The sequence below is a fragment of the Demetria terragena DSM 11295 genome, assembly GCF_000376825.1.
In the GTDB taxonomy this organism is placed as follows: Bacteria; Actinomycetota; Actinomycetes; order Actinomycetales; family Dermatophilaceae; genus Demetria; species Demetria terragena.
This window is the reverse complement of the sequence record NZ_AQXW01000004.1, coordinates 1,232,845-1,253,774: the sequence shown is the minus strand read 5'-3', so window position 1 is coordinate 1,253,774 and position 20,930 is coordinate 1,232,845. Positions and strand designations below refer to the sequence as shown.

Below are 20,930 nucleotides of genomic sequence, written 5' to 3'. Positions count from 1 at the left end.
TGCTGGCCGGGGACACTGGCGTCTATGGGACATATCGACGCGCAAGAAATCTCCTACGCGCTCCCGGACGGCCGACCGCTGCTCGGTGGGGTCAGTCTGCGCGTGGGTGATGGCGCGAAGGTCGCGTTGGTTGGTCCCAACGGCGCAGGAAAGACCACCTTGCTGCGCATCATCAGTGGAGAGCTCGCGGCACACGATGGCGCGATCACGCGCACGGGCGGGCTGGGCGTCATGTCTCAGTTCGTCGGTCGTACGGGCCTGCCCGGCGGCCCCGAGACTGTTCGCGATCTGCTCGTCAGCGTGGCTCCTACCGCCGTGCGCGCGGCGGCTAAGGCCGTCGACGTGGCCGAGCATGCGGTCATGGAACGCGATGAAGAGGCCGACCAGATGGCATACGCGCAGGCACTCTCCGATTGGGCTGACGTCGGCGGCTATGACCACGAAACCCTTTGGGATGTATGCACGGTCGCGGCTCTGGGGGTGCCGTACGACCGAGCCCAGTTCCGTGAACTCACCACGCTCTCTGGCGGCGAGCAGAAACGACTGGTCCTTGAGGCGCTACTGCGTGGACCAGATGAGGTGCTGCTCCTGGACGAGCCGGACAACTACCTGGACGTGCCGACCAAGCGTTGGTTGGAAGACCGGCTCAACGAGTCACCGAAGACGGTCCTACTCATCAGCCACGACCGTGAGTTGCTCGACCGGGCAGCAACCGCGATCGCGACCCTCGAGCCGACGGCTGCGGGGAGCATTGCTTGGGTCCACGCTGGGCGATTCTCGACGTATCACCAGGCCAGGCTCGATCGAAACGCCAAGCTGGAGGAGTTGCGTCGCCGCTGGGATGAGGAGCACGCAAAGCTCAAGCAACTGGTGCAGATGTATAAGCAGAAGGCGGCATACAACTCCGACATGGCGGCGCGCTATCAAGCCGCCCAAACTCGTTTCCGACGGTTCGAGGAAGCGGGACCGCCGGATGCGACGCCATACGAGCAGAACGTCCGAATGCGCTTGAAGGGCGGGCGAACTGCGAAACGCGCGGTCATTAACGAACGGCTGGAACTAACCGGACTTATGAAGCCGTTCGACCTGGAAGTTTGGTACGGCGAACGGGTCGCCGTGCTCGGCAGCAACGGTTCTGGCAAGAGTCACTTTCTGCGACTTCTGGCTGCAGGCGGGAGCGACCCCGACGTCGAACACCAACCGATCGGGGATATTCGCCCAAAGGCTGTGGAGCACAACGGAATTGCCCGCCTGGGGTCACGCGTACGTCCCGGCTGGTTCAACCAGACCCACGAGCATCCGGTGTGGTCCAAGCAGACACTGCTGGAGATCCTGCATCGTGGGGATGACCACCGCGCAGGTATGCCGCGCGAACAGGCCGCGCGGGCCCTCGACCGCTATGAACTTGCCCGATCCAGCGAGCAGACCTTCGGTTCGCTCTCTGGCGGGCAGCAGGCGCGCTTTCAGATCCTCATGTTGGAACTCTCAGGCGCCACGCTGTTGCTGCTCGATGAGCCCACCGACAACCTCGACCTGCACTCGGCTGAGGCGCTGGAGGCAGGACTGGACGCCTACGACGGCACCGTCATCGCCGTCACCCACGACCGCTGGTTCGCCAGAGGCTTTGATCGCTTTCTCGTATTCGGCGCCGACGGCCGGGTCTATGAGGCGGATGAGCCCGTGTGGGACGAGACTCGGGTACGCCGGGCCCGCTGACCAACCCACGCTGAGTCGGCGGGTCAGGGCAGGATGGGCACATGAGCCACGCATCCCGCCGAGTTCGGCTCCTTGTCGTCCTGCTCGTGGTTCTTCTGACTGCTGCGACGCTCGTCCTCACCACTCGCGGATCGTCTGAGATCCAGGTGACGCACTCTTTCGTCGCAGGCACGCCCGAAGATGGGTCGCCGGTTCGACTGGATACCTCGCTCTACCGACCCGACACGGGGCCCGCCCCGGCGGTCCTGCTCACCCAGGGGTTCGGGGGTGACAAACGGTCGCTCGACAGCAACGCCCGCGTGCTCGCCGACCGCGGGTACGTCGTGCTCACCTACAGCGCTCGCGGCTTCGGACGCTCCGGCGGGAAGGTTCATTTCGCCAGCCCCGACTACGAGATCCGCGACGGCAGAAGGCTTCTCGACTATCTCGCTGACCTGTCTGCGGTGCGGAAGGTCGAGGGAAAGCCACAACTTGCAGTGGCTGGTTCCTCCTACGGTGGAGGGATCTCCCTGCTGCTTGCCGCCGCCGACACGCGCGTGCAAGCGGTGGCCGCCGACATCACCTGGAATAGCCTCAGGCACTCCCTCTTTCCGAACTTCGGCGGTACCGGACCGGGTGTCTACAAGAAGTTGTGGACAGGTGCCCTGTTCAGCAACGCCTTCCCGCAAAACACCAACCGATTGCAGCCCGGCGTGAATCGCGGGGCCGGTCGCGTTCCGGCGACGTCAACGGCAGTGCGGTGCGGCCGACTCGCCGAGGATGTCTGTGCCGCCTACCAGGCCTCGGCGGCTGCCGGTGCGCCGACTCCGGCGATGTCGCGACTCATGGCGCAGGCGAGCCCAGCGTCCGTGCTTGACCGGATCAAGGCTCCTACGCTCTTGAGCCAAGGAGAGCAGGACTCCCTCTTCCCGCTGAGCGAGGCGGACGCGAACGCTCGCGGGCTGGCGTCGCACGGGACACCGGTCCGAGTCGTGTGGCGGCAGGGCGGGCACGATGCCGGTGCCGCGGGTGGGTCTGCCGTTGCCAGCTCAGCCGCTGACTGGTTCGGGGATGTCTTCGCCGGGGACGTTTCGGCCAAGCAACCGTTCCGGTTCGCCGAGGAGGCCGGTGTCGTCTCCGCGCAGTCTGGCGAGGCCACTTCCCAGACCCGGGAGGCCCCCAGCTACCCCGGATTGGCCGGCGCAGGCCGTCCGTCCGCCACTGTGCAACTGCGCGGTCCCGGCCAACCCATTGCGGGCCCGGCCGGGGGTAGCCCAGCTGTCATCACCAGCATCCCTGGGCTGGGCGGCCTCTCGGGCCAGGCCGACCGACTCGCGCCGAGGCTCTCCAGCGTCGCGCCAGGCCAGACGGCCGTGTTCTACTCCGACCCCCTCGAGAAAACGGTGCGGGTGGTCGGATCAGCTAGCACCCGGCTGCGAATCACCAGTCATACGAACGAAGCTCAGCTGTTCGTCGGCCTGCGCGATGTCGCTCCCGACGGCAGGTCGTCATTGCCTTCCCAGCTGGTCAACCCGGTTCGGATCACGGGACTGACCCCTGGAAAACCGAAAGACGTCACGGTGCGCCTGCCCTCAATCGTCCGCGAAGTGCGAAACGGACACCGCCTCGCGCTCACCGTCAGCGCCACCGACTTCGCGTACGCCGCGCCGAACCAGGCACGCGTCTATCAGATCGGGTTGCCTGACGATTCAGCCGCGGTCACCATCCCCACCGGTTCGGGAACGGTGATCGACGCCGGACGCCCCTACGCCTGGCTACTGGTCGGTGGTGGGCTGTGCGTGCTCGTCGCCGCTGCCGTAGCTCTAACCATGAGGCGGCGCCGCAGCGTGCTCAAGCAGCGCCCCGATCTGGCCGACGTGCCGATCAGTATCCAGTCTCTGACCAAGGAGTACGCGGGCGGTTACCGCGCTGTCGACGACGTCAGCTTCACCGTCCCCAGAGGTCAGGTGGTCGGCCTGCTCGGCCCGAACGGTGCGGGCAAGACGACCACCCTGCGCGTCCTGGTTGGGCTCATCACGCCGACCTCCGGTGAACTGCACGTGTTCGGGGAACCGGTTCATCCGGGGGCGCCCGTGCTCGCGCGACTTGGCGTACTCATCGAGGGGCCCGGGTTCTTGCCGCACCTGACCGGCCGCGAGAATCTGCGCCTGTTCTGGGCAGCGACCGGTCGTCCGCCCGAGGAGGCCGAATTGGATGTCGCGCTGGACATCGCCGGTCTTGGCGGCTCGGTCGATCGCCGGGTGCAGACCTACAGCCAGGGGATGAAGCAGCGGCTTGGCATCGCGCAGGCCATGCTCGGGCTCCCCGAGGTGTTGATCTTGGACGAACCGACCAACGGGCTCGACCCACCACAGATCGCCGAGATGCGAGAGATGCTGCGCGACTATGCGCGTACGGGTCGCACTGTGGTCGTCTCCAGCCACCTGCTCGCCGAGGTCGAGCAGACCTGCACCGATGTGATCGTGATGCACAACGGTCGCCTCGTCGCGGCAGGCTCGGTGGAGGAGATCACCGGGGTCACAGCCGAGGTGGTGCCGGTCCGCCGCGCACTGGAAGACGTCTTCCTCGGTCTCATAGGCGAGGATGCCGCGTCCGGTCGCGCGGCAGGCAAAGGAGACCACGATGAGTGAGCGCGAGCTGTCGGACATGGCGGCTACCCGGAGAGGTGTGCACGCGCGGTTGGCCGAGCGGCCGGCCGAACAGGCTCCGCGGTTCAACCCGCGGCGCACCCTGCGACTGCGAGTGGAGTTCGTCCGTCAGGTCCGGCGGCGGCGAACTCAGGTCGTGTTCGGGTTGCTGACCCTGCTGCCAATCATCATTGCGATCGCCTTTCAGGTGGGAGGTGACGCTGGCGACGGCGCACCCGAGTTGGTCGCGCTGGCGACGTCGGGCGGGTTCAATTTTGCGCTGTTTACCGAGTTCGTCTCGGTCGGATTCCTGCTGGTGGTCGTGGTCGCCCTGTTCTGCGGCGACACCGTTGCCAGCGAGGCGAGCTGGTCATCGCTGCGCTACCTCCTGGCTCAGCCCGTACCGAGGGCACGGCTGCTCCGCCAAAAACTCATCGTGGCCGGCGGGCTGTGTGTCGCCGCGAACCTTTTCCTGCCCGTGTGGAGCCTGCTGGTCGGAGGACTGTTCTTCGGCTGGTCACCCGTACGCTCGCCGATCGGTGGCGCGTTCGACAGTGGAGAGTCGGCGGTGCGACTGCTGGTCATCGTGGGATATGTGTGTATCCAGTTGATGGTGTACGCCGCCCTGGCCTTCCTCCTGAGCGTGAGCGTCGACAATCCGCTGGGAGCCGTCGGCGGCGCCGTCATGATCGCGGTCGTCAGCAACATCCTTGATCAGATCACCGCGCTCGGGCAGTACCGCGACTACCTTCCCACCCGGTTCGCGTACGCCTGGGTGGACGCGCTCAGCGACCCGATCGCGTGGGACGACATGATGCGCGGCTCGGGCGTGGCGCTGGCCTACACCGCCGTCTTCCTCGGGCTGGCCTGGCTGCGCTTCGACCGCAAGGACATCACATCCTGACGTGACGCCGACGCCTCAACGCGTGGAGACGCAGGTCAACTGAACTGGATCCCGCCGTCGACCAGGATGGTCTGCCCGGTGACGTAGTCCGAGTCTTCACCGGCCAGGTAGGCCACCAGTTGTGCCACGTCGCGCGGCTCTGAGACTCGGCCGAGTTGGATTGATTGGGCATTCTCGGCGATGGCCTCGCCCTGTTGCTGTCCGTTTTTAGCGGCAAGCTTCTCGTCAATGAGGTCCCACATCGCTGTCCCGACGATTCCGGGTCCGTACGCGTTCACCGTGATGCCATGCTCCGCCCACTCCATGGCCGCGGCTTGGGTGAGGCCGCGGACCGCCCACTTGGTGGCGGAGTAGGGCCCGAGGAGGGCGAACGGTCGGAACGCCACGATCGACGCGGCGCCGATGATCTTGCCGCCGTGCCCCTGCCGCACCATCTGCAGGGCCGCCTGGCGATAACTGTTGTAGACGCCGGTCAGATTGACAGCGACGATCTTTTGGAAGTCGGCCGAGTCGTAGTTGAGCATCTCTTCGACCTGGGCGATGCCTGCGTTCGCGACAAAGACGTCCAGGTGCCCGCCGGCCTGGACTGCCGCCTGGATCAGTGCTTCGACGGCGGACTCATCGGAGACGTCGACGTCGGCGGCGGTGGCTGTGCCGCCCGCAGTGGTGATGGTGTCAACGACCTTGTCGCTCTCGGCACGCATGCCGGGGAGGTCTGCAACCACGACGTGGAACCCGTCCCGGCCGAGTCGCTCTGCAATGCCCAGGCCGATTCCTCGTGCGGCGCCGGTCACGACGGCGACGCGCTGGCCAGCTGGCGCTTTCGCCTTTGCTGCTTCGACAGTGGACTGATGTGATGCCGTGCTGTTGCTCATGCCTTCTCCTCGGTGAGAGTTCGCGACCGCTTGTCGGTGACCTGGGTCACATAATCAGCGGAAGGCTTGAGTCACAATCTCTGTTCTCGTCGGGCGATAGCCCGCGCTGCCCGAGGCGACTAGCGCGGGTCGATCGGGAGCAGCGCCGTGTATGCGGCCACCCGTCGCGCGCCCGGCGTCCCGGCGCCCATCCTGCGGTAGCGCGCTACGACCTCCTCGAGTTCGGTGCGAAGCGCCGCGAGCTGTTCCTCGCTGACCAAGACGAGGCCGTCCTCAAGTCCGCACTCGTCCTGCCACACCGGTTCCCACTCATGGGCGCGGTCGATGAACGAGTGCGCCTTCTCGGCGAAGTGGTCGACGTAGTCGTGGGCAAGCCAGCCGCCCATTCCCTCATCATCGGCGTCGCCGGGGTCGCTATCGAGTTCGTCGTCGTTGTCGGCGAGCGCCCAGACGCGAGTCTTGGCATTGCCGAGCCCGGTGTCCTCGACTAGGCCAGCCTCAGCCAGGACGCGTACGTGGTAGCTCGTGGCGCCGGTATGCGTGCCCAGCGCCTGGGCCAGTTCGGTGCCGGTGGCGCCGCCGTGCAGTCGAAGATGAGCCACGATGCGAGATCGAAGCGGGTGCGCAAGGAGTCGCCATTGCGGCTGGTTCGGTCCCGGCGAAGTCGTCACAGATTGCACAATAATTGTGTAATCTGCGGAGGGCAAGGCAGGAGGTGGTCGAGGTGATGGTGCAAAACCGTTGGCATTCAAGGGGTCTGAGGGTTTCGATCGGATTTGGGTGGCGCTCTTAACCTCCGTAACATGGTGTATCGGTGCTCAGCCCGCGTCATGCGGTGTTCCTGGGCAACAGACCACAGCAACAACGACCAAAGGCGACGACCAGTGCGTACCTTCACCCCCAAGCCGGCCGATGTCCAGCAGGACCGTGTCTGGCACATCATCGACGCCGAAGACGTCGTGCTCGGTCGGCTCGCGAGCCAGACCGCTCAGCTGCTGCGCGGCAAGCACAAGCCGATCTTCGCGCCGCACGTCGACTGCGGCGACTTCGTCATCATCATCAACGCTGACAAGGTGGCCTTGACTGGCGCCAAGTTGCAGAAGAAGAAGGCCTACCGCCACTCCGGTTTCCCGGGTGGATTGACGGCGACTTCTTACACCGAGCTCATGGCCAAGGACCCGGCCAAGGCTGTCGAGAAGGCGATCCGCGGCATGCTGCCGAAGAACTCTCTCGGCCGCGACCAGTTCCGCAAGCTCAAGGTCTACGCCGGCTCGGAGCACCCGCACTCTGCTCAGCAGCCCGTGCCGTACGAGATCAACCAGGTCGCGCAGTAAGCGCCCGGCCCCCCAAGCTGAAGAATTCTTAGAGGAGAACCGTGGCAGACCAAACTCAGCTCGACGCCCTTGAGGCTGAAGAGCCCCAGATGACCGAATACACCAGCGAGAGCACCGGCGCCCCCGCCGGCGACGCGACCGAGCAGCGCCGTCCGAGCGCATCGGCGCCCAGCTCTGGTACCGGCCGTCGCAAGCAGGCCATCGCCCGCGTGCGCATCATCCCCGGCACCGGCGTGTGGAAGATCAATGGCCGTACGTTGGAGGACTACTTCCCCAACAAGGTGCACCAGCAGGAAGTCAACGACCCGTTCACCGTGCTTGAGCTCGATGGCGCCTATGACGTCCTCGTCCGCGTGCACGGCGGCGGCCCCTCCGGCCAGGCCGGTGCCGTCCGGCTCGGCGTCGCGCGTTCGCTGAACGCCGTTGACGAAGAGCTCAACCGCGCCTCGTTGAAGAAGGCAGGCTTCTTGACCCGGGACGCGCGCGTTCCCGAGCGCAAGAAGGCCGGTCTCAAGAAGGCCCGCAAGGCTCCGCAGTACAGCAAGCGCTAAGTCACACCCTCCGTCGGTGGGGCGACTCGCTCCACCGCGCGAATGGTGGACTCCAGAGCGGCATCCGGTCCATCCGGGTGCCGCTCTCGGCGTATCCCGGCAGTACATTTGCTGGGGGCAGATGGTGCTGGACCGATCGGTCAACGGCACTCTCGTGGGGATCTAACGAAAGGTATGGGCGCATGGCGCGACTGTTCGGAACCGATGGCGTACGGGGCCGCGCCAATGACGTCATCACCGCTGAGTTGGCGCTGTCTCTCTCGGCAGCGGCGGCCAGAGTACTTGGTGCTGGTGCCAGTGGGCGTCGCGCCAAGGCAGTCGTAGGCCGTGACCCGAGGGCGTCGGGGGAGTTCTTGTCCGCAGCCGTGGTCGCCGGACTCGCGTCGGCTGGCGTCGATGTCTACGACGCCGGAATGGTGCCCACCCCAGCCGTGGCGTACCTCACCGCTGATGCCGGTGCCGACTTCGGCGTCATGCTGTCGGCGTCGCACAATGCGATGCCCGATAACGGCATTAAGTTCTTCGCCGCTGGCGGCCACAAACTGCCGGATGAGACCGAAGACGCCATCCAGGCCGCGATGGGCGAGAGTTGGCAGCGCCCGACCGGCGCGGACGTCGGTCGCGTTCATCAGATGACCGACGGGGCCACGCGCTACCTGTCCCATCTCTTGAAGGCACTGCCGAATCGTCTCGATGGCCTCAAGATCGTCGTTGATGCAGCGCACGGTGCGGCGAGCGAGGTCTCGCCAGAGGTGTTCCGTCTCGCGGGCGCCGACGTGGTGACCATCGGTGCTCGTCCCGACGGCCTCAACATCAATGACGGCTACGGCAGCACCCACCTTGACCGACTCCAGGTCGCAGTCCTGGCCCAGGATGCCGACTTCGGCATTGCCCATGACGGGGACGCCGACCGTTGCCTCGCCGTCGATGGCGAGGGCAACGAGGTCGACGGCGATCAGCTCATGGCTATCCTCGCGGTCGCCCTCAAGGAGCAGAGTCAACTCGTCGACAACACCCTCGTGGCCACGGTCATGAGCAACCTGGGCATGCTCAACGCGATGCACGACCTAGGCATCAACGTGGTCCAGGCGGGCGTCGGCGACCGCTACGTCCTCGAAGAAATGCGCGCCCACGGATATTCCCTTGGTGGGGAGCAGTCGGGCCACGTCATCATGCTCGAGCACGGGACCACCGGCGATGGAGTGCTCACCGGCCTCATGGTTGCTGCCCGGGTGGCCGCCACCGGAAAGTCGTTGACCGAACTGGCTTCGGTGATGACTCGGATGCCCCAAGTCATGATCAACGTCAAGAACGTCGACAAGGACTCCCTGGATGGCCACCCAGAGGTACGACGCGAACTCGACTTGGTGACAGCCGAACTCGGCTCATCCGGGCGAGTGTTGCTTCGCAAATCCGGCACGGAGCCGGTCGTTCGGGTGATGGTCGAGGCCGACACTGCTGAGCGCGCGCAGAGCGTGTGCGAGGGCCTGGTCAAGGTCGTCGAGCGAGAGCTCGCGCTGTAGGACTCCTTTTGGGCACCGTCGGACGATTCACATCTCGGGCAGGGCTCATGATGGCACTGATGAAGAGCGAGGAGATCTCATGAGGGCGCCTTCGCAACGTGGCGTCGTGGAGCCATTCCACGTCATGGAGGTGCTCAAGGCAGGAGCGGATCGAGCGCGCACGCATGGCGACGTCATCCTGATGTGCGCCGGTCAGCCGTCGACACCGGCCCCGGCCGTGGTGCGCGAGGCCGCGCGTCGAGCCATCTGTGAAGACGTTCTGGGATACACCGAAGCAACCGGAATCCGACCGCTACGCGAGGCGATCGCGCAGCATCACGCGAGGACCTATGGCATCGAGGTCGACCCCGACCAGGTGTGCGTGACGACCGGATCTTCGGGTGGCTTCGCCGCGCTGTTTTTGGCGGCATTCGACGTCGGCGACACCGTCGCGATGACTCGTCCGGGCTATCCTGCCTACCGAAACACGTTGCAGTCGCTCGGAGTTCGCGTTCACGACCTCGAATGTGGCCCCAGCACCCGCTATCAGCCGACCGTAGCGATGCTTGAGGAACTCGATGAGCCGCCAGCCGGATTGATCATCGCCAGTCCGGCCAACCCGACTGGAACCATCATCGATGTCAATGAACTCGCGGCCATTGCCAGATGGTGCGAAGACCACGACTGCCTGCTGATCAGTGACGAGATTTATCACGGAGTGTCGTACGGTCGCGAGTGCGCTAGCGCGTGGCAGACCTCGACCTCGTCGGTCGTCGTCGGCTCGGTCAGCAAGTACTTCTCCATGACGGGATGGCGTCTCGGATGGATGTTGTTGCCTGAGCCGCTCGTCCGGCCCGTTGAACTACTCAGTGGCAACCTGTCCATTTGTCCGCCCGCTGTGGCACAGCACGCCACGGTCGCCTGCTTCTCGCCGGAGGCGCGCGCTGAGCTGGATGGCCACGTGCAGCGGTACGCCATGAATCGGCAGTTCTTGGTGGATCGACTGCCCGAGCTCGGCATCAATTCGTACGCCCCACCTGACGGCGCGTTCTATGCCTGGTGCGACGTCAGCCACCTGACGTCCGATTCCACGTCCTGGTGTCGCGAGGTCTTGAACGGTACGGGAGTGGCGATCACGCCGGGCGTCGATTTCGACCCCGTGGAGGGTCACCGATTCGTACGACTGTCGTTTGCGGGAGGTCCCGAGGAGGTTCGGGAAGCAATCGACCGCCTTGCAGCGTTCACCTTGGTGTAGGCCCCCAGGGCGCAGTCGGCAATCCGTCCGCTGCTTGACTACGAACGTCGGTTAAAACCACGAAAGGACGATTCATGGAGCAGGTCAAGAACGTCGCATATACCACCGCAGCCACCGCCAAGGGCGGGCGCGATGGTGTCGTCACCAGCGAGGATGGCGTAGTCGACCTGCCGCTGGGCAAGCCCGGCAGCACGTCCAACCCGAAGGCGAACCCCGAGACGCTGTTCGCCGCGGGATACTCCGCCTGTTTCAGCGGTGCGCTCAACCTGGTGGCCTCGAAAGAAGGTCTCGACACGTCCGAGTCCACGGTCACCGCGACGGTGAAGTTCGGCGAGACCGAGGCGGGGTTCGGCCTTGCGGTCGACCTCGTCGCGAACATCCCGGGAGTGGATGAGGCCAAGGCCAAGGAATTGGTGGAGAAGGCGCACCAGGTGTGCCCCTATTCGAAGGCGACCCGCGGCAACATTGAGGTCAACGTCAGCGCTGGCTGATCTCAGTTCTGGGCTCCCTGTACCTCGACGTCATCGCCGAGGCGCAGGGAGCCTTCGTTTTCGGCGACCAACTTGATCGCGAACCACGTCTTGCCATCCCACCGCCTATGCCGGGCCAGGGTCTTGATCGGCTCGTGGCCCTTCTCCAGGGTCGCGGGGTTAAAGGTGGTCATGACGCAACGGCTGACGAGCGCCGCGACGCGGAACGTGACCTCGCCAATCCGCACGCTGCGCCAGGTGTCCTCCGCGAACGGCTCGGGGATGCCATCGACCACAATGTTTGGCCGAAATCGCTTCATGGTCAGGTGATCTGGTGGCTCGGAGTCGCGTTCGAGCGCAGCCTCCACCATCCAGTTGTTGACCTGGCCGAGCGAAGTCATTGAGGCAAGGGTGATCGGGGAACTGTCCGCGAATGCGGTGAAGTCCTCGGGCTTCGCCCACGCCGGGTCAAGCCGGCGCTGGCTGGGCCGGTGGCACCATACGAGCCGCAGGTCGTCGCGACCGGTCACTGCCCGGATCCACCGATCGGCAACTAGGCCCGAGGGGATCGCCGTGACTGGGGTGCGATGCACCTTCACGTCGATTGCGGGTCCGGTTGGAGTCGCAACCTCCAGTGATGAGGCACCGGGTGCGGTGAGGCGCAGGTCGCAGCCTAAGCCGGGGTCGGTAATAGGCGTGGCAGCAGCGATACCAAGCAGCGCTGGAAGGTCTCGTGCGCTGACCAACTCACCGGCGGTGTTGACGACCATCCATTCGCGATCGCCACGCAGTCCCACCGCGCTGACGACCGTCTGACTGAGGGGCCGGGCTTCGGTGCTCTTGACAGGATGAATGTTGAGGCCGACGACCTTGGGCCTAGGCATGCTGGGTCAGCAGGCCCGTATCGACGTCATAGATAAACCCGCCGACGACAGTGCCCTGCTTCACCAAGGGGTGGCTCCGCACTTTGTGGACGTCTTCAGTCAGGGCCTGGACCTGGTCGTGGATGACGTGGAATCGATGCCATGTCGCGTCGACTCCGGCCGAAGCGGTGACTCGTTCCCGAATCTCTTGCTCGGTGCCCGACGCCATTGCGCAGCGAGTGTGTGGGATGACCAAGATGCGCTCGACGTTGAGCAGGTGAGATCCCAGGACAAGCGCCTCCAGTGCGGCCTCGGTCACTCGCCCTCCGGGATTGCGGAAGATCTTGGCGTCACCGGGTTTCAACCCGATCATTCCGAGTGGGTCGATGCGCGAATCCATGCAGGTGACCAAGCCGACCCCAGCCCGGGCGACACCGTCGAACCCGCCGAGCGAGAAGTCTTCTGCAAAAAGGCGATTCGCCGAGAGGAGGTCGTCGAATCCGGAGTTCTCGGAGGTCATAGTCCCGGCCTTGTCGAGATGGTGAATGCTGTCGGTTTGGAGGTGGCTGCGAAGAAATCGTTTCCCTTGTCATCCATCACGATGAACGCCGGGAAGTCCTCTACCTGGATCTTCCAGATGGCTTCCATCCCCAGTTCTTCGTATTCAAGGACGTCCACTGAGGTGATGCAGTCCTGAGCTAGACGTGCGGCTGGCCCGCCGATCGACCCGAGATAGAAGCCGCCATGGGATTCGCACGCCTCACGAACCTGTGCGCTGCGGTTGCCTTTTGCGAGCATGACCTTTGAGCCACCGGCCGCCTGGAACTGCTCGACGTAGGAGTCCATGCGACCAGCAGTGGTCGGTCCGAACGAGCCAGAGGCATATCCATCCGGTGTCTTCGCGGGTCCGGCGTAGTAGACGGCGTGGTCCTTGAGGTATTGCGGCATCTCCTCGCCAGCGTCCAGGCGTTCTTTGATCTTGGCGTGGGCGATGTCGCGGGCAACGACCAGCGGCCCAGTCAGCGAAAGACGCGTCTTGACAGGGTGTTTCGTGAGTTCAGCCAGGATGTCGTCCATTGGCTGGTTCAGGTCAATCTGGACCGCTTCGACATCGTCGGCCGATGACGCGCCATCGAGATGTTCATCCGTGGTGTCGGGGAGGAACCGAGCCGGGTCGCGCTCCAGCTCTTCGATGAACACACCGTCCGGGGTGATCTTGCCCAGGCACTGTCGATCAGCCGAGCAACTGACCGCGATCGCCACGGGGAGGGAGGCGCCGTGCCGGGGGAGGCGTACGACGCGCACGTCGTGGCAGAAGTACTTGCCGCCGAACTGGGCGCCAATGCCGAACTGACGCGTCAGTTCGAGCACTTGTTCCTCCAGGTCACGGTCGCGAAAACCGTGCGCTGTCAACGGATCTCCCTCCTTGGGGAGCTCGTCGAGATACTTGGCGCTGGCGTACTTCGCGGTCTTGAGGGCGAACTCTGCACTGGTGCCACCGATCACGATGGCCAGGTGATAGGGCGGGCATGCCGCAGTGCCGAGCGAGCGCAACTTCTCGTTGAGGAAGTTGAGCATGGCGTCGGGGTTCAGGACGGCCTTCGTTTCCTGGTAGAGGAAGGACTTGTTGGCACTGCCACCGCCTTTGGCCATGAACAAGAACTTGTAGGTGTTCTCGTGGCCGGGCGCGGTGTCGGCATACAGCTCGATCTGGGCCGGCAGGTTCGAGCCGGTGTTCTTTTCCTCCCACATGGTCACCGGGGCCATCTGGGAGTAGCGCAGATTGAGCTTGGTGTAGGCGTCATAGACGCCGTGGGCGATGGACTTCTCATCGGGCGCACTGCCGTCGCCGACAAGCACCTGAGATCCCTTCTTGCCCATGACAATCGCGGTGCCGGTGTCTTGGCACATCGGGAGGACGCCAGCGGCAGCGATGTTGGCATTCTTGAGCAGATCGAGGGCGACGAACTTGTCATTGTTGGAAGCCTGATCGTCATCCAGGATCGAGCGCAACTGCGTCAGATGCGCCGGGCGGAGAAAATGTGCGATGTCGCGCATCGCGGTGTCGGTCAGCAGCCGCAGCGCCGCTGGATCGACCTCAAGGAAGGTCCGCCCGCCTGGGCCGTCCACGGTGCGGACTCCCTCGGACGTCAGATGGCGATACGACGTCTCGTCCGCACCGATCGGCAATAGGTCTTCATACGCAAACTCCGGCATGTCTCGAGGATATCGAGTCGGGTGAGGCGACTACCGCCGTGGGAGATTGAGCTCGCGGATCATCGCCCGGGCCATGACCGCCTCGCCCTTGGCGTTGGGATGGGTCGGCGCGGCATTGATGGGCTCGAGTGGCTCGACCCAGCGGGTATTCGGAGCTTGGCAGGCATCGTGGCCCCTGGAAGCGGCCCAGAGGTCGACATAGTGGACTCCGCTCCGACGCGCCGCCTTCTTGACGGTCAGGTGGAGGGTCTTTTGGAGGTGGCCGAGGTAGGGAACATCGCCCTGGGCGATGCCCGTAACTTTGGTGCAATGCGGGGAACCCTTGGCCGGCAGAATCCGTAGATAGGTGGGCACCGCGACCTTCGCTCGCGGGGCCGCCCGGTGTATCGCTTTGAAGGTTCGGACCAGCGCCGGATAGGTGTCCCGAGTGACCTGTCGCTCGAACTTCTTGCCATACGTGCGCTCGCACGGGTTGCCGGTCGGATCGGAGGCCGTCAGAGTGGCGCACCCGCTAAACGAGTTGCCGAAGACGTCTCCGTCGTTCCCGCCGATGGTCAGAGTGACCAGTCTTGTTCTGCGGTTCAGGGCGTCGAGTTGCGGTGCCACGCCCGGGTGTTGAGCGGTGGTGAAGTCTTTGGTCTTGGCGCCGCCGCACGACACATCGGTGAACTTCTTGACGCTCGTGCGGTGGGCGATCACGTGGGCGTAATTGAGTGTGGACTGGCTGCACCGCGGGTCGGCGGCAGGGTCCAGCGGCATAATTCCGGCCCCGGAGGCGTAGCTGTCGCCCATCGCGACGTACGGGCCAGGCTGATGCCGTGCTTCAGCGGGAGCACTCAGGACCGCGCTACTGGAGAGGGCCGCGCTCGCGACCAGGGCGACGGAGATCAGACGACGGCGCACAACGTGTCCTTTGCTGACGGGGGATCGATTTCGCAAGTATGACCCTCACGTTGCCGGGATGTGGGGGATCCGCGGAGTCCGAATCCGGTGTATCCAAACCTCGCGTTATGAACTCGTGATGCTTGCAGAGTGGGCTATCGGGGGGTGTCAGTGGCACAGGTCACAAAGAACGGTGTACACCTAGCACTACTAAGAGAAAGAAGGGGAGCCGATGCAGCACGCACCACCGCGTCGCGGTGTCGCCGTTTCGCTGGCAGTTGCACTCACCGCGACCATGGGTCTGGCCGCATGCGGGAGTGACGATAGCGCCGGAGGCGGCACACCGACTCTGACCTGGTACATCAACCCAGACGTAGGAAACTCCGATCCGAGCGCCGAGAAAGGCGGCCAGGCATACCTGGCCAAGCGCTGCAGCGACGCATCGAACGGCAAGTACAAGATCAACGTCCAACTTCTACCGAATGATGCGAGCGCTCAGCGGGAACAGCTCCTGCGACGGCTCGCAGCAGGCGACAAGTCGATGGACCTGATGTCCATCGACCCGGTATTCGTGTCGGAGTTTGCTCAGGCGGGCTATCTCGCCCCCGTGCCGAAGAAGTACGAGGCCGAGTTCACCGAAGACCGCGTGAAGTCCTCTGTCACCGCCTCAACCTGGGAGGGCGAGCTCGTGGCTGTGCCGTTCTGGTCGAACACGCAGTTGCTCTGGTACCGCAAGTCCGTGGCCAAGAAAGCTGGCCTGGACATGTCTCAGCCGGTGACCTGGGATCAGCTGATCAAAGCCGCCAAGTCCGGCAAGACCGATATCGGTGTTCAGGCCGCGCTCTATGAGGGATACACGGTCTGGATCAACGCGTTGATTGCTGGAGCGGGCGGCAAGATCCTGGATAATCCGGGAGCCAAGGGCAAGGACATCAAGCTTGACCTGGATTCGCCGGAGGGCAAGAAGGCCGCCCAGATCATCGGGACGATCGCTCGCGATGGACTTGGCGGACCGGCGATGGGTAACAGCACTGAGACCGAGTCGCTCGACAGCTTCAAGTTGAAGCGGGCCAACTACCTGGTCAACTGGGCTTACACCTACGGCGCGCTCGGTGACAAGGCGAAGGCCGATGTCGCGGCGACCCTCTACCCGCGCACCGAGGACGGTCGCAAGTCGGCGCCTCCGTACGGCGGTATTCAGTTGGGCGTCGGCGCCAAGAGTGCACACACCGGGCTCGCCTATGACGCGGCTGCGTGCGTCGCGGGCAAGGAGAATCAGGCGATCTACATGTCCAAGGCCGGCAACCCCGCCAGTCGTAAGGCGGCTTACACCGACCCGGCCGTCCTCAAGGCATTCCCCAATGGCATCGCGAAGACCATTCGAACCTCACTGGATCAGGCCATTCCGCGCCCGCAGTCGCAGTACTACGGCGACATTTCCACGGGAATCCAGCAGCGATTCAGCCCGCCGAGCTCGGTGACGACCAAGACGCCGGCATCGACGCAGAAGTTCATCCTCGAGGTCCTGAAGGGTGAGGCGTTGCTATGAGTACGGCGACCGAAAATGCGGCTGCTGCGCCGCCCAAGAAGGCTGTGCTGAGCGATCGCGCCAGGGGCGAACGAAACCTCGGCTGGAAACTCGCCGGACCGGCGTTTGCCGTCATGCTCCTGGTGACGTTGTATCCCATCGTCTACGCGGTCTATCTGTCGCTGTTCAACTATCGACTGACTGACCCGGACGCGCGCGAGTTTGTCTTCGTGCAGAACTACGTCACGGCGTTGACTGATCCGCTGTTCTGGCAGGCGTTCACCACCACGTTCATCATTGTGGTCATCACGCTGATCATCGAGTTGGTGCTGGGTATGGCGATCGCGATGGTGATGAACAAGATCGTGATCCCGCGGCGCACGTTGCGCACGGTGGTGCTGATTCCGTACGCCATCGTCACGGTGGTCTCGGCGTTTGCGTGGCTGTTCGCGGCTCAGGTCGACACCGGGTTCTTCAACCACTGGCTGCACGCGCTGACCTTCGGGTGGTTCGACCTGGAGTTCAACTGGTTCGCCAACCAGGCCGGTTCGCTGGTGATCATCTGCCTGTCAGAGATCTGGAAGACCACGCCGTTCATGTCGTTGCTGTTGTTGGCTGGCCTCGCCCAGATCGACGGCGCAATGGAAGAGGCGGCCGAAGTCGACGGCGCCACCTGGTGGCAGCGGTTCTACAAGGTCGTTATCCCCAACATGAAGGCCGCGCTGATGGTGGCGGTGCTGTTCCGATGCCTGGATGCGATCCGAATATATGACAACCCCGAAGTCATGACGGGAGGGGCAAATAACACGATGTCCCTCTCCATGCTGGTCGCGACCGAGACGATCGACCGAGTGGAAATCGGCATGGGTTCAGCCCTTGCGGTGATCCTCTTCGTGATCGTGCTGATCGTGGCCGCGATCTTTGTGCGTGGGTTCAAGGTCGACCTGACGGGCGGTAAGTGACATGGAAGGCAAGACCAAGAAGATCATGCTGATCGCGGCAATCCCGATCATGATCTGGACCGTGATTCCCTTGCTGTGGATTTTGGCGACATCGTTCAAAGGCGACGAAGCCCTGGGCGACTCCAGCAAGAACATGTTCGGAAACTTCTGGCCGAAAGAGCCGACGCTGGAGAACTACAAACTGATCTTCACCGGCGGCGCTTCGGACCTGTTCAACCCGGCATTGCGCAACTCGATCATCGTGTGCGTCATCGCGACGTTCATCTCGGTGATCCTCGCGACCTTCTGTGCGTACGCGATCTCCCGGTTGGACTTCCCCGGCAAGAAGTTGATCCTGACGACCGCGCTCGCGGTGTCGTTCTTCCCGGTCATCGCGATGGTGACGCCGTTGTTCAACCTGTGGCGCCAGATCGGTCTGTTCGACACCCTGCCCGGCCTGATCATCCCCTACCTGTCGCTGACGCTGCCGCTGTCCATCTGGACACTGTCGGCGTTCTTCCAGGCGATTCCGTGGGAGATGGAGCAGGCCGCGCAAGTGGACGGCGCCACCAGTTGGCAGGCGTTCCGCAAGGTCATCGCGCCGCTCGCGGCACCGGGTGTGTTCACCACGGCGATCATCGCCTTCTTTACGGCGTGGAACGACTTTGTGTTCGCATCCAACTTGACCTCCTCGGGCGCGTCCCGGACGGTCCCCGCTGCGTTGGCGTTCTTCACCGGAGCCAGCCAGTTCACTCAACCCACCGGTGCCATCGCTGCGGCGGCGGTCGTGGTGACCATTCCTGTCGTGATCCTGGTGCTGCTCTTCCAGAAGCGCATCGTGGCCGGCCTGACCTCGGGTGCGGTCAAGGGCTGACGCCCGGCCGCCTGAATCGACTCCACGAAGGAGCACATGCCATGTCCAGCATTGAGCTGAAGAACATCGTCAAGAAGTACGACGACGGCTTCCAAGCCGTCAACGACGTATCCCTGAACATCGCCGACGGGGAGTTCATGATCCTCGTCGGCCCGTCCGGGTGCGGCAAGTCCACCTTGTTGCGGATGGTCGTCGGGTTGGAGGACATCACCTCCGGAGACCTGGTGGTCGGCGGTAAGCGGGTCAACGAACTCGCGCCCCGCGACCGCAACCTCTCGATGGTCTTCCAGAACTACGCGCTCTACCCGCACCTGACTGTCTTCGAGAACATCGCCTTCCCGCTGCGGTTGGCCAAGGGCCAGCACAGTGATGCCGAGATCACCGAGAAGGTCAACGCCGCCTCCAAGATGCTCGAATTGAACGACCACCTTGAGCGCAAGCCGGCCAACCTCTCCGGTGGTCAGCGCCAGCGGGTCGCCATGGGACGGGCGATCGTGCGGGAGGCTGAGGCCTTCCTGTTCGACGAGCCGCTGTCCAACCTGGACGCGAAGTTGCGCGGCCAGATGCGTACCGAGATTGCGCGGATGCAGCGACGTCTCGGCGTGACGACGATCTATGTCACGCACGACCAGACCGAGGCCATGACTCTGGGCGACCGGGTCACGGTGTTGAAGAAGGGGATCGTGCAGCAGTGCGCAAGCCCGCGTGAGCTCTACGAGCAACCGGTCAACCTCTTTGTCGCGGGCTTCATTGGCTCCCCGCCGATGAACTTCCTCCCGGCCGAAGTGGGCGACGGGGTGCTGCGTTTGCCGTTCGCGGACGTGCCGATCGATGGCGAACTTGCCGAGAAGGTCAAGGGATTGGACCTGACGATTGTCGGAATCCGCCCCGAGCACTTCAAGGACGCCTCGCTCGGCGGCAGCTCAGGTGTGGAGTTCACTGCGGTCGTCGACCAGACCGAGTGGCTGGGCAATGAGCAGTACGCCTACATCCCCTACGACACCAACCCTGCCGTGCAGGGCAAGCTCGATGAGCTTGACCGGGAACTCGATGGGGAGGGCATGCGCTCGCAGATCGTCGTCAACCTCGACGCACGTTCGCGCGTTCGGGAAGGCGAGGATGCCCGCCTGGTGTTCGAGCCTTCGGCGATGCACGTCTTTGACCCCAACTCGGGCGACTGCCTGACGAGGGATGACGAAAAGGCCGCAGAGATCGCCCGGGACAGCGAGGAGCAGCGCAAGGCCGCTCTGGCTCGGGCCAAGGAGCGCGAAGCGCAGGCGCAGAGCGCCTAAGCACGACGAGTCGTCAGGGTCGGTGGAGCGCCAACTGCTCCACCGACCCTGACGGCTTTCTGCTATCTAGCGGCGCTGTTTCTGCTGCAGCTGACGCGCTCGCAATGTCATGGCGAGTGTCGCGATGCCGCAAGCCAGGGCGACCATTGCCGCGATGCCTTGAAAGGTCACCAGTTCTTCGGCACGGATGATGCCGTACACCCCGATGGCGACGAGCAGGAACCCCCAGGTGAGACTCCGGTTGATGTTCATACGTCCTCGATGATCGCGTCGTCCGATGGTGCGGTCAGCATCGCAGAAGATCGGGACGCCAGCCCCACCGTCGGACGAATGAACGCGAAGCGTGATACGACAGGGCCATGAGCAATCAACCCGTGGTTCTGATCACCGGCGGCGCGCGAGGTATCGGCCGGGCGTGTGCTGATGCCCTGGCCAAAGACCATCATCTGATCATCGGAGGGCGCGACGAGGACGTTGTGCGCGCTGCGTGCGCGCAACTGCCCTCGGCCGAGCCGTTCGTCGCGAACCTGAGCGACGAGGACTCCACCGCGGCTGCGGTCGAGCGTCTTGGGGCAACCCGGCTCGATGGTCTGGTGCATTCTGCAGGAGTTTCAGGCGGGTGGACCACGCCAGATTCGAACCGCCAGAAGTGGCGAGACATGTTGGAAATCAACGTGATTGCCGTGTCTGAACTGACTCGGCTCATGCTCCCCGCACTCGCTGCGGCGGATGGCACGGTCGTCATGATCAACTCGGGTGCCGGCCTGCTCGCGACTGGACGAGGTGGCCATTACCCCGCCTCAAAGTTTGCGCTGACTGCCCTCACGGACGTACTTCGCGCGGAACTGCGCCCCGAAGGAATCCGGGTGTGCTCGGTCCATCCCGGCCGCGTCGACACGGACATGCAGCGTGAGATGCAGGCAGCCCAGAACAAGCCGTATGACCCGTTGCACCACCTTCGTCCGGAAAGCGTGGCGATTGCCGTGCGCACGGCACTCACCGCGAGCCCGGAGGCCACCTACGAAACGATTTCAATTCGCCCTGGGCCTGCGGCAACGAACCGTGAGGGCGGCTGGGTTTAACGCGAACTACGTTGCAG

At 64.2% G+C, this 20,930-nt stretch carries 20 protein-coding genes; 13 read left to right on the top strand and 7 right to left on the bottom strand.

Features of this window, described 5'->3' with window-relative positions; all coding sequences use genetic code 11:
- Positions 1-24 precede the first annotated feature (24 nt).
- From F562_RS0110210 to F562_RS0110200, 3 genes are read left to right on the top strand one after another with little or no spacing between them, the layout of a single operon-like run.
- Complete coding sequence (locus tag F562_RS0110210) at positions 25-1,716, top strand: ABC-F family ATP-binding cassette domain-containing protein (RefSeq protein WP_018156862.1); 1,692 nt, start codon at positions 25-27, stop codon at positions 1,714-1,716.
- Between the two features lie 41 nt (positions 1,717-1,757).
- On the top strand, positions 1,758-4,346 hold the full coding sequence (locus F562_RS18755; RefSeq protein WP_018156861.1) for an alpha/beta fold hydrolase: 2,589 nt from the start codon (positions 1,758-1,760) through the stop codon (positions 4,344-4,346).
- Positions 4,339-5,247 carry an ABC transporter permease gene (locus F562_RS0110200; protein ID WP_018156860.1) on the top strand — a complete coding sequence of 303 codons (909 nt, stop codon included), beginning with the start codon at positions 4,339-4,341 and terminating at the stop codon, positions 5,245-5,247. Before F562_RS18755 ends, F562_RS0110200 begins: the two co-directional genes overlap by 8 nt.
- 35 nt (positions 5,248-5,282) lie before the next feature.
- On the opposite strand, the gene F562_RS0110195 is transcribed toward F562_RS0110200, so the two are convergent.
- Entirely contained in the window at positions 5,283-6,122 is an 840-nt protein-coding gene (locus F562_RS0110195) for an SDR family oxidoreductase (RefSeq protein WP_018156859.1), read from the bottom strand.
- 119 nt (positions 6,123-6,241) lie between these two features.
- On the bottom strand, positions 6,242-6,793 hold the full coding sequence (locus F562_RS0110190) for an ArsR/SmtB family transcription factor (RefSeq protein ID WP_018156858.1): 552 nt from the start codon (positions 6,791-6,793) through the stop codon (positions 6,242-6,244).
- 213 nt (positions 6,794-7,006) lie between these two features.
- On the opposite strand from F562_RS0110190, the gene rplM reads away from it, so the two are divergent.
- The 5 genes from rplM to F562_RS0110165 all read left to right on the top strand — a co-directional run bounded on the left by rplM (position 7,007) and on the right by F562_RS0110165 (position 11,255).
- Positions 7,007-7,456 (top strand): 50S ribosomal protein L13, encoded by a 450-nt coding sequence (gene rplM / locus F562_RS0110185; protein WP_018156857.1) that lies wholly within the window; start codon positions 7,007-7,009, stop codon positions 7,454-7,456.
- Positions 7,457-7,545: 89 nt separating this feature from the next.
- Positions 7,546-8,007, top strand: a complete 462-nt coding sequence (gene rpsI, locus F562_RS0110180; protein WP_051080221.1) for a 30S ribosomal protein S9 — start codon at positions 7,546-7,548, stop codon at positions 8,005-8,007.
- Positions 8,008-8,189: 182 nt separating this feature from the next.
- The gene (gene glmM, locus F562_RS0110175; RefSeq protein WP_018156855.1) at positions 8,190-9,530 is read left to right on the top strand and encodes a phosphoglucosamine mutase; all 1,341 of its coding nucleotides are present in this window, start codon (positions 8,190-8,192) and stop codon (positions 9,528-9,530) included.
- A 79-nt stretch (positions 9,531-9,609) separates the two neighbouring features.
- Positions 9,610-10,764, top strand: coding sequence for a pyridoxal phosphate-dependent aminotransferase (locus tag F562_RS0110170; RefSeq protein WP_026181180.1), 1,155 nt, complete (start codon positions 9,610-9,612; stop codon positions 10,762-10,764).
- Between the two features lie 74 nt (positions 10,765-10,838).
- Positions 10,839-11,255, top strand: coding sequence for an organic hydroperoxide resistance protein (locus F562_RS0110165; RefSeq protein ID WP_018156853.1), 417 nt, complete (start codon positions 10,839-10,841; stop codon positions 11,253-11,255).
- A 2-nt stretch (positions 11,256-11,257) separates the two neighbouring features.
- Here F562_RS0110165 and F562_RS0110160 read toward each other — a convergent pair whose 3' ends face one another.
- From F562_RS0110160 to F562_RS18750, 4 genes are read right to left on the bottom strand one after another with little or no spacing between them, the layout of a single operon-like run.
- Entirely contained in the window at positions 11,258-12,118 is an 861-nt protein-coding gene (locus tag F562_RS0110160) for an MOSC domain-containing protein (RefSeq protein ID WP_018156852.1), read from the bottom strand.
- Complete coding sequence (locus tag F562_RS0110155) at positions 12,111-12,617, bottom strand: beta-class carbonic anhydrase (RefSeq protein WP_018156851.1); 507 nt, start codon at positions 12,615-12,617, stop codon at positions 12,111-12,113. The genes F562_RS0110160 and F562_RS0110155 overlap by 8 nt, the downstream gene beginning before the upstream one ends.
- Positions 12,614-14,314, bottom strand: coding sequence for a fumarate hydratase (locus F562_RS0110150; protein ID WP_018156850.1), 1,701 nt, complete (start codon positions 14,312-14,314; stop codon positions 12,614-12,616). The genes F562_RS0110155 and F562_RS0110150 overlap by 4 nt, the downstream gene beginning before the upstream one ends.
- Before the next feature lie 30 nt (positions 14,315-14,344).
- Complete coding sequence (locus tag F562_RS18750) at positions 14,345-15,217, bottom strand: SGNH/GDSL hydrolase family protein (RefSeq protein WP_018156849.1); 873 nt, start codon at positions 15,215-15,217, stop codon at positions 14,345-14,347.
- A 211-nt stretch (positions 15,218-15,428) separates the two neighbouring features.
- On the opposite strand from F562_RS18750, the gene F562_RS0110140 reads away from it, so the two are divergent.
- Genes F562_RS0110140 through F562_RS0110125 form a run of 4 tightly spaced genes read left to right on the top strand, consistent with a single transcriptional unit; the run spans position 15,429 to position 19,831 of the window.
- Positions 15,429-16,745, top strand: coding sequence for an extracellular solute-binding protein (locus tag F562_RS0110140; protein WP_018156848.1), 1,317 nt, complete (start codon positions 15,429-15,431; stop codon positions 16,743-16,745).
- Positions 16,742-17,686, top strand: a complete 945-nt coding sequence (locus F562_RS0110135; protein ID WP_018156847.1) for a carbohydrate ABC transporter permease — start codon at positions 16,742-16,744, stop codon at positions 17,684-17,686. Before F562_RS0110140 ends, F562_RS0110135 begins: the two co-directional genes overlap by 4 nt.
- Position 17,687: 1 nt before the next feature.
- The gene (locus F562_RS0110130; protein WP_018156846.1) at positions 17,688-18,539 is read left to right on the top strand and encodes a carbohydrate ABC transporter permease; all 852 of its coding nucleotides are present in this window, start codon (positions 17,688-17,690) and stop codon (positions 18,537-18,539) included.
- 41 nt (positions 18,540-18,580) lie between these two features.
- Positions 18,581-19,831 (top strand): ABC transporter ATP-binding protein, encoded by a 1,251-nt coding sequence (locus tag F562_RS0110125; RefSeq protein ID WP_018156845.1) that lies wholly within the window; start codon positions 18,581-18,583, stop codon positions 19,829-19,831.
- Between the two features lie 66 nt (positions 19,832-19,897).
- On the opposite strand, the gene F562_RS0110120 is transcribed toward F562_RS0110125, so the two are convergent.
- Positions 19,898-20,083: a hypothetical protein gene (locus tag F562_RS0110120; protein ID WP_018156844.1), complete on the bottom strand. Its 186-nt coding sequence runs from the start codon at positions 20,081-20,083 to the stop codon at positions 19,898-19,900.
- Positions 20,084-20,190: 107 nt separating this feature from the next.
- Here F562_RS0110120 and F562_RS0110115 point away from each other — a divergent pair, with 107 nt between their 5' ends.
- Positions 20,191-20,913 (top strand): SDR family oxidoreductase, encoded by a 723-nt coding sequence (locus F562_RS0110115; RefSeq protein WP_018156842.1) that lies wholly within the window; start codon positions 20,191-20,193, stop codon positions 20,911-20,913.
- Positions 20,914-20,930 lie beyond the last annotated feature (17 nt).